Below are 7,810 nucleotides of genomic sequence, written 5' to 3'. Positions count from 1 at the left end.
GACCACCGTCGCGTTGCCGTCCGAGGCACCGAGCCGCTTGCGGGTCGCGTCGATGTCGGGCGCGTCGTGGCGGATCGTCTTCAACAAGCGCAGCACGCCATTGCCTTTCTCGGCGGTGCCGATCAGCACCGGTGTCACCGCGCCGTCGCGCAGATCGGCGGCGAGATCGTCGAAGATCGCGTCCCTGGGCGGCTCGATCTCCTCGAGCAACTGCTCCATCAGCTGGTCGTCATGGTCGGCCAGCGTCTCCAGCATGGAGAAGCGCGCCTCCAGTTCGCGCGCCTTGTCGTCGCCGGGTATCTCGGCCACCTCGCTCTCGGCGTACTCGCGGTAGATGTAGGCGCGCTCCAGCGCCAGATCGATCGAGCCGATGACGACGCCGTCCTTGCGCAGCGGAATCTGGCGCAGAAGCAGCGGCGCCGCGCTTGTCGGCTGCAGCATCTTCAGCGTGTCGCGCACGCCCGCGATCGCCTTGTCGACCTTGTTGAGGAACAGGATGCGTGGCACGCCGAGATCGTCAAGCTTGCGCATGATGAGCTGCAGGGCTGGAATCTTTTTTTCGTCGGCCTCGGCCACGACCACCGCGACATCGCAGGCGGCCAGTACCGGTTCGGCCTCGAAGGAGAATTCGATCGACCCGGGGCAGTCGACGAAGGTGAATTGCTCGCCCATGAATTCTGTGGTGGCAATCGACGCCTCGACGCTCATGGCGTGGGCGCGGGCCTCGAGCGAATGATCTGAAACGGTGTTGCCCGATGAAACCGGATTCTGGCGGGGGATGGCGCCCGTACGGGCCAGTATGGCTTCGAGAAGTGTCGTCTTACCGCTTGCGAAGGGACCGACTATGGCAATGCATTTCGGTCCCGTGCGTCGTCCTCCGGCGCGAGTACCCATGGCTGACCTCCACTCAGGCGTTTCCCGTAGGACCGACTGGCATGCATGGTTCAGGCGTGGTCAATCGGTCCTGAGCGGCGGCCGGCCTGTTCGACCGTCGCGGGCGGGGTTCTTTTCATGTCCACCTGCCCTGATGCATCGTCCCACTTGTTTGCCGGCAGGGCAAGAAAAATAGGAAGCCGGCGCGGCTGGCCGGCTCAGGCGCTGAGCGCGAGCGGTTCGACCGAGCGCCCGGCAAACAGCGGGGCCGTCCCATGCGGGCAAGGTTCGTAGTCAAGAAAAATCAGGCCGAGCGGGCGACCCGGCCGGTTGCGTCCGGGCCAATCCGGGCCGAGAATGCATTTGACTTCAAGGGGCCGGCGCCTCGCCAGCTCCGACCAGTTCCAGGAACAGACGATGAAAATAATTGCTTGCGGCAGCGTGCCGACCATCATAGCGCCGGACAAATACTTCACCGGCCGGGTTCTGCAGACGCCGATCATCGAGACCGAGGCGCCGGCGCGGCTCAGGGCCACGCTGGTCAGTTTCGAACCCGGCGCGCGCACCCACTGGCACACGCATCCGCTTGGGCAGACGCTTTATGTCACCGCGGGCGCCGGCCTGGCCCAGACATGGGACGGGCCAATCCGGGAGATCAGGGCCGGTGACGTCATCTCCTTCGCGCCCGGCGAGAAGCATTGGCATGGCGCGGCGCCGAAGTCGGCGATGACGCATATCGCCATGCAGGAGGCGCTCGACGGCATCCATGCCGACTGGCTGGAAGCAGTGACGCCGGCGCAATATGGCGGCTGAGTGCTGAGCCTGGATTGACGAACCCGGCGGTAACGCCTGAGCGTTGACGCCGGGTTTTGTTTTGGACTTACCAGATCAGGTCAGGGATGCCGTGAAGCGCTGGATGCGGGTGCAGGCTTCCTCCAGCAGCGTCTCCGAGGTGGCGTAGGAGATGCGGAAGTTGGGGCCGAGGCCGAAGGCCGAGCCGAACACCACCGCGACGCCCTCGGCCTCGAGCAGTTCCGAGCAGAAGGTCTCGTCGGTGTCGATCACCTTGCCGGCCTTGGTCTTCCTGCCAATCAGCTGGGCGCAGGACGGATAGACATAGAAGGCGCCTTCCGGCGACGGGCAGGTGATACCGCGCGCCTGGTTGAGCATCGAGACGACGAGGTCGCGCCTGCCTTGAAAGATCGCCTTGTTCTTGGCGATGAAGTCCTGAGGGCCGTTCAACGCCTCGACCGAAGCCCATTGCGCGATGGTGCAGGCCCCCGACGTCTGCTGGCCCTGGATCATGTCCATCGCCTTGATCAGCTGAACCGGACCGGCCGCGTAGCCGATGCGCCAGCCGGTCATGGCATAGGCTTTCGAGACGCCGTTCATGGTCAGGGTGCGGTCGTAGAGCTTCGGCTCGACCTCGGCGATGGTCTTGAAGACGAAGTCGCCATAGGTCAGGTGCTCGTACATGTCGTCGGTCAGCGTCCAGACATGCGGATGCTTCAGGAGGACATCGGCCAGCGCGCGCAGTTCGGCGTGGGTATAGGCCGCGCCCGACGGGTTGGACGGCGAGTTCATCAAGAGCCATTTGGTCTTCGGCGTGATCGCCTTTTCCAGCACCGCCGGGGTCAGCTTGAAGCCGTTGTCGATCGAAGTGTCGGCAAACACCGACGTGCCGCCACAGATCGCCACCATTTCGGGATAGCTGACCCAGTAGGGGCGGGGGATGATGACCTCGTCGCCGGGGTTCAGTGTCGCCATGAAGGCGTTGAACAGGATCTGCTTGCCGCCGGTGCCGACGATGGTCTGCTCGGGCTTGTAGTCGAGATTGTTCTCGCGCTTGAACTTTTTCGCGATCGCCTCGCGCAGCGGCACGATGCCCGAAACCGGCGGATACTTGGTCTCGCCACGGCGAATGGCTTCGATCGCCGCATTCTTGATGTTGTCGGGCGTATCGAAATCGGGCTCGCCGGCGCCAAGGCCAATGATATCCCGGCCGGCATTTTTCAGCTCGCGGGCTTTCTGCGTCACCGCGATGGTGGCGGAAGGCTTAACGCGGGAAAGGGTGTCGGCAAGAAAGGCCATGACCTTCTGTCTCTCCAAAGGATAGGCGCGGCCAGGAGCGGCCGCGGCGCTTCTCATGTCGCATCATTCCCCCCAGCGCAAGCCTTGTCGGCTGGGCCAGGTGGCGTGGCGCGGTCAATGAGGCGTGATCGGCAAAAGAAAGTTCATTAACGGGCGGTAGAGGCTTGCATGGCAGGATCGCGGTTCAATTCCGCCAGGTCGCGGAGCGAGGAACCCTTGTCACGCAGCATCGGACTTGCCCATATCATCCGTCATGATGACGGCACCTCGAGCGGTGTCTGGGGCATTTATACGCTGCAAAGCGCCTTCCAGCCGATCTTTGCCTTCAGCGAGGGCAAGCTGTCGGTCGCCGCGTTCGAAGGGCTGATCCGCCCGTTTCGCGACGGCGAGCCGCAATCGCCGATGACCTTCTTCTCGACATGTCCGGCGGCCGACCGCCTGCATGTCGAAGCGCTGACCAGGACACTGCATCTGCTCAATGCCGGCGCCTGCCTGCCGCAGGAGGCATCGATCTTCGTGAATTTCGATCCCTCGGTGTTCACCGAGCGATCGATCGTCGACAACGCCTTGCGGGACATGAGGCTGGTCCTGCACGAAGCCGGTATCGATCCGGGCCGCGTCGTATGCGAGGTGACGGAGCAGAGATCGGCATCGCAGGAGACCCTGCACAGCTTCGTCGCCGCGCTTAGAGCCAACGGCTTCCGGATCGCCGTCGACGACTATGGCGCCGACGATTCCGACATCACCCGCGTCAAGGAGTTGCGCCCCGACATCGTCAAGTTCGATGCGCACTGGATCACGCAACTGATGGAATCGGGTGCTGGTTTCGCGCTGCTGACATCCATGGTCAGGAGCTTCGAGGACCAGGGCATCCGCACCGTGTTCGAGGGCATCGAGGAAGGCTGGCAACTGGAGCTGGCCGAGCGATCGGGCGCCTCGATGGTCCAGGGCTACGTGCTGGCCCGTCCAGAACTCGCGCCGACAAGTTTCCGTGTTTTCGCGATGAGCAGTCCCGAACCTGTCCCCGCCGCAAGCCATACTTCCGCTCGCGCCGCGGTTGCGCCGCGCACGGGGCGGCGGGCAAAGGCTTTCGGGCGCAGGATCGTGCCATGAGTGTCGAGCGCCGGCGCACCATTGGCGATGCGATCTTCGTCGATGAGATCGGCATCGAATATGGCATCCATGGCGACTTCCGCCTGCGCAGCGCCTACCAGCCGATCTACGCCCCGCACGGCGGCAGCTTGCACCCAGTGGCCGTGGAAGGCCTGATCGAGCCGCACCGGGCCGGCCGCCCGGGGTCGCCGCGGATGTTCTTCGACAGCGTCGCGGCCTCGGACCGCCTGTTCGTCGAAACCATGTGCCGGATGCTGCATCTCAGGAATTTCCACAATATCGGCGTCGATAGGCTCGACCTGTTCTTCAACTACAATCCACTGGTCAACGACCATGCTGGCCGGGCGCTGGCCGAGATCCGGCTGATGAGCCGGCATCTCGACGAACTCGGCCTGGCGCCCGCCATGCTGGTCTGTGAAATCACCGAACAGGCGGCGGACGATGCGCTGCTGGCCAGGCTGGTGCGTGAAATGCGGCGCGACGGCATCCGCATCGCCATCGATGATTTCGGGACCGGCCATTCGACCGAGGAGCGGGTGAGCCTGCTTCAGCCCGACATCGTCAAGATCGATGGCGGCTGGTTCACGGAATTCTGCCGCCACGCCGCCGCGGAACGCTTCTTCCGCCCGCTGGTGTCCAGCCTGCACGACCGTGGCGCCAAGGTGCTGGTCGAGGGAATCGAGCAGCCCACCCACCTGCGCGTCGCGCTCGAAGGTGGGGTCGATTTGCTGCAGGGTTTTCTTCTCGGGCGTCCGGCGCTTGCCGGCACCATTTTCAACGAAGAGCCGCTTGCGGTCGATGGGCTGCTGGGCTTCGACAACAAGGTCGTGCCGTTGCATAAGCGGCGCTGATGGTCGCGCCAAAACAAATCATTGGTTGAGGATGCCGCCGCTGCGATAGTCCGCCCGCAGAAGCAGCGCTCGGGGACCGGCAATGATACTTTACAGCATGATCGACAGCGGCAATTGCTACAAGCCCAGGCTGCTGATGGCCAAGCTCGGCCTCGCTTTCACCACCGTCGAGGTGAGCTCGCATACCGGCGACACGCGCAAAGCCGATTTCGTCGCCAAGAATCCGAACGCCATGGTGCCGCTGCTGGAACTGGACGATGGCCGGCGGCTGGCCGAATCCAACGCCATCCTGCTCTATCTCGCGGAAGGCACGCGCTTGCTGCCAGTGGACAGGTACGAGCGCGGGCTCGCCTATCAGTGGCTGTTCTTCGAGCAGTACAGCCACGAGCCTTACATAGCCGTGCGCAAGGCGCTGCTGACTTTTCCCGAACGGGCCGCGGACGCGACACCCGAGCGGCTGGCGGCGACGCTGGAGCGCGGCAACAAGGCGCTCGGCGTCATGAACACACATCTCGAAAACAACGCCTTCTTCGCCGGTGGCGCCTTCAGCATCGCCGACATCGCGCTTTATGCCTACACGCACACGGCGGAGCAGGGCGGCTTCCAGCTCGACGCCTACCCGGCGGTGGTCGCCTGGCTCGGCCGCGTGGAGGCGGATCCGGGGCATGTGCCGGTCGAGTGGGTGGGGTAGGCGACTGGCGAAAGTATTCAAAATCCAGGCAAATAAAAAGGCGGGATAAATCCCGCCTTCCCATTTCGGTAGCCTGATCGGGAGCGTCCGGTCCGGGCTGGCAGCTATCTGCTGTTCCAGCTTGTCGGGTCTTTCCACTCCGGCGCGCTTCTCGCGCGACCGTCAGTACATCCGTGACTTGCCGCGCGCCCCGAACTCTCGTCCGGCGCGCGCCATTTTCAAAATCAGGCTGCCTTGCTCAGAGAACCAGCGGACGACTTGCCAGTGCGGCGGTCCTGCTCGATCTCGAAGTTGATCTTCTGGCCTTCGACCAGGGTCGACAGGCCAGCGCGCTCGACAGCTGAGATGTGGACGAAAACGTCCGCGCCGCCGCTGTCAGGCTGGATGAAGCCGAAACCCTTGGTGGCGTTGAACCACTTGACCGTTCCAGTTGCCATAAAAATAGTCCTTCACATTTGCTTTGGTATGACCGGACCGAAATCCAGCCGGTGTGCATCGAGATTTTGGAGATAGACGTCAGCAAACGCGAAGATCGCGAGGCCCGGATCGATCGGCCGAAATATCAATGGGGCTGATATAGGCTGCTTTCGCACAAAAAACAAGACTGCGTGAAAAAGCCGTGATCGGGGGCCGCCCAACGGCCGCCCCAATCTGGTGAAACCGTGACGCAAGATCGCGCCGTCCCCGAGCGGCGGATCGAGGGGAGAGGACCATGAAAACCATCCTGCTTGCCGCCTGCCTCACGCTGGTGGCCGCCCAGGCGCAGGCGATCTCGCGCTACGACCCGACGCGCATGAGCTGCGGCAAGGTTCAGTCGACGATCGCGCGCCAAGGTGCGGTCATCCTGCGCTATCAGTCGAAACGGGTGCCGGGGCTGCCGCTCTACGACCGCTACGTGCAGAGCCAGCAGTTCTGCACCATGGGCGAGGTGAGGACGCGGGCCTATGTGCCCAGCGCCGACACCAAGTCCTGCCCGGTCTATATCTGCAAGCGGCCGGACAATGAGCGTTTCAGGCATCGCTTCATACGCCGCCACTAGGGTGTGCCGATATTCAGGTGATGCCGGCCTGCAAACCGTGGCTTCCTCCGCTTCCGGTGCTCACGTACGTCAAGTACGCTCCGCTCCGGTTCTCGGAAGCCACAGTTTTCGGCTTGGCCTGACCTGAATCTCAACACACCCGGGAGCAGCTTACTGCTCTCAAAACCCGAAGGACACCTGCGCCGGCGGCGGCGGGCCGACGCGCACGCCTTCCATGGCCAGCATCTTTTCCTTGGTGACGGAGCCGCCGGGCGCCGAGAAGCCGCCGATCTTGCCGCCGGCGGCCAGGATGCGATGGCACGGGATGACTAGCGGCACCGGATTGGCGCCAAGGGCGGCACCGGTTTCACGCGGCAGGCCGGCATGGCCGGCGCGCTTGGCGAGTTCGCCATAGGTGGTGGTTTCGCCATAGCCGAGTTTTCGTGCGGCGTCGTAGATGGCGAGGCGGAAATCGTCGATGCCGTCGAGATCGACGGGAAAGCCGGTGAAATCGACGTCCTCGCCCGCGGCATAGGCCTTGATCGAGGCAATCAGCTCGACCACCCATGACGGCTGGGCCGTGGAGGCGGAAACGCCGGCGTGGCGCATCAGCCGCCGCTCCATCGCTTCGCGGCTGCGTTCGGGCAGGCAGAGCCGGATCAGGCCCTTTTCGCTCCAGGCGATGCCCATGAAACCGATCACTGTTTCTAACACTGCGTGGCCGGCTGTGATCGAAGAGGTCGTTTCCATGCTGCGCTCCTTTCCGCAAAGCGGCGGAATCCGGGATTCCTGCCGGTACATATCAGGAACAATATGGCATCGCCGCCTGCATCCCGCCACCCGAAAACCACCAGATGGCCCCGATTGCTACCCAAGAATCGCTGGTGTAAGGGAAATCTTAACGACCCGACAAACCGGACTCCGAGCGCGGCTTGCCAGCAAAACAAACCCTTATCGCCATCGGTGTGATCGTCGCGGCAGCCGGCATGAGCGGCTGCACCTCGACCTCGCAGATGAAGGCCGCGCCGTCCCTGACCGAAACCGCGACCATGGCAGGCAGCGACGCCGGCTTCACCGTGCCGCTGCCGGACACGGTTTCGGTACTGCCGCAATCCTCCGGTATCACGCCGGTTCAGACGGCCGAGTTGACCCCCGGCCCGGCCGCCCCGGCAC

The 7,810-nt window shown here is 63.8% G+C and carries 9 protein-coding genes and 1 pseudogene; 6 read left to right on the top strand and 4 right to left on the bottom strand.

Annotated features, from left to right (window positions below; genetic code table 11):
- Positions 1–894, bottom strand: an 894-nt coding sequence (locus tag EOA36_RS20080; protein ID WP_127279113.1) for a GTP-binding protein, incomplete at its 3' end; no start/stop codon positions are given.
- 396 nt (positions 895–1,290) lie between these two features.
- Between EOA36_RS20080 and EOA36_RS20075 the strand changes: the two genes are divergently transcribed.
- The gene (locus tag EOA36_RS20075) at positions 1,291–1,686 is read left to right on the top strand and encodes a cupin domain-containing protein (RefSeq protein ID WP_127279112.1); all 396 of its coding nucleotides are present in this window, start codon (positions 1,291–1,293) and stop codon (positions 1,684–1,686) included.
- Between the two features lie 75 nt (positions 1,687–1,761).
- Here the strand turns inward: EOA36_RS20075 and EOA36_RS20070 are convergent, their stop codons facing one another.
- Positions 1,762–2,964 (bottom strand): pyridoxal phosphate-dependent aminotransferase, encoded by a 1,203-nt coding sequence (locus EOA36_RS20070; protein WP_127279114.1) that lies wholly within the window; start codon positions 2,962–2,964, stop codon positions 1,762–1,764.
- 216 nt (positions 2,965–3,180) lie between these two features.
- On the opposite strand from EOA36_RS20070, the gene EOA36_RS20065 reads away from it, so the two are divergent.
- From EOA36_RS20065 to EOA36_RS20055, 3 genes are all read left to right on the top strand, one after another.
- On the top strand, positions 3,181–4,077 hold the full coding sequence (locus tag EOA36_RS20065) for an EAL domain-containing protein (protein ID WP_127279111.1): 897 nt from the start codon (positions 3,181–3,183) through the stop codon (positions 4,075–4,077).
- Entirely contained in the window at positions 4,074–4,928 is an 855-nt protein-coding gene (locus EOA36_RS20060) for an EAL domain-containing protein (RefSeq protein ID WP_127279110.1), read from the top strand. The genes EOA36_RS20065 and EOA36_RS20060 overlap by 4 nt, the downstream gene beginning before the upstream one ends.
- A gap of 82 nt (positions 4,929–5,010) precedes the next feature.
- Positions 5,011–5,619, top strand: coding sequence for a glutathione S-transferase family protein (locus tag EOA36_RS20055; RefSeq protein WP_127279109.1), 609 nt, complete (start codon positions 5,011–5,013; stop codon positions 5,617–5,619).
- A gap of 224 nt (positions 5,620–5,843) precedes the next feature.
- Here the strand turns inward: EOA36_RS20055 and EOA36_RS20050 are convergent, their stop codons facing one another.
- Positions 5,844–6,056 (bottom strand): cold-shock protein, encoded by a 213-nt coding sequence (locus EOA36_RS20050; RefSeq protein ID WP_015316174.1) that lies wholly within the window; start codon positions 6,054–6,056, stop codon positions 5,844–5,846.
- A gap of 275 nt (positions 6,057–6,331) precedes the next feature.
- Here EOA36_RS20050 and EOA36_RS20045 point away from each other — a divergent pair, with 275 nt between their 5' ends.
- A complete protein-coding gene (locus tag EOA36_RS20045; protein WP_127279108.1) occupies positions 6,332–6,658 on the top strand; it encodes a hypothetical protein in 327 nt (108 codons plus the stop codon).
- Between the two features lie 159 nt (positions 6,659–6,817).
- Here EOA36_RS20045 and EOA36_RS20040 read toward each other — a convergent pair whose 3' ends face one another.
- A complete protein-coding gene (locus tag EOA36_RS20040; RefSeq protein ID WP_127279107.1) occupies positions 6,818–7,387 on the bottom strand; it encodes a methylated-DNA--[protein]-cysteine S-methyltransferase in 570 nt (189 codons plus the stop codon).
- 182 nt (positions 7,388–7,569) lie between these two features.
- On the opposite strand from EOA36_RS20040, the pseudogene EOA36_RS20035 reads away from it, so the two are divergent.
- Positions 7,570–7,810, top strand: a pseudogene (locus EOA36_RS20035) (lytic transglycosylase domain-containing protein); the annotation flags it as partial.

Origin of the sequence: Mesorhizobium sp. M8A.F.Ca.ET.021.01.1.1 (assembly GCF_003998025.1) — a bacterium.
GTDB lineage: Bacteria > Pseudomonadota > Alphaproteobacteria > Rhizobiales > Rhizobiaceae > Mesorhizobium.
Note: the sequence above shows the minus strand (reverse complement) of the source record. Positions and strands in the feature narration are given on the sequence as shown.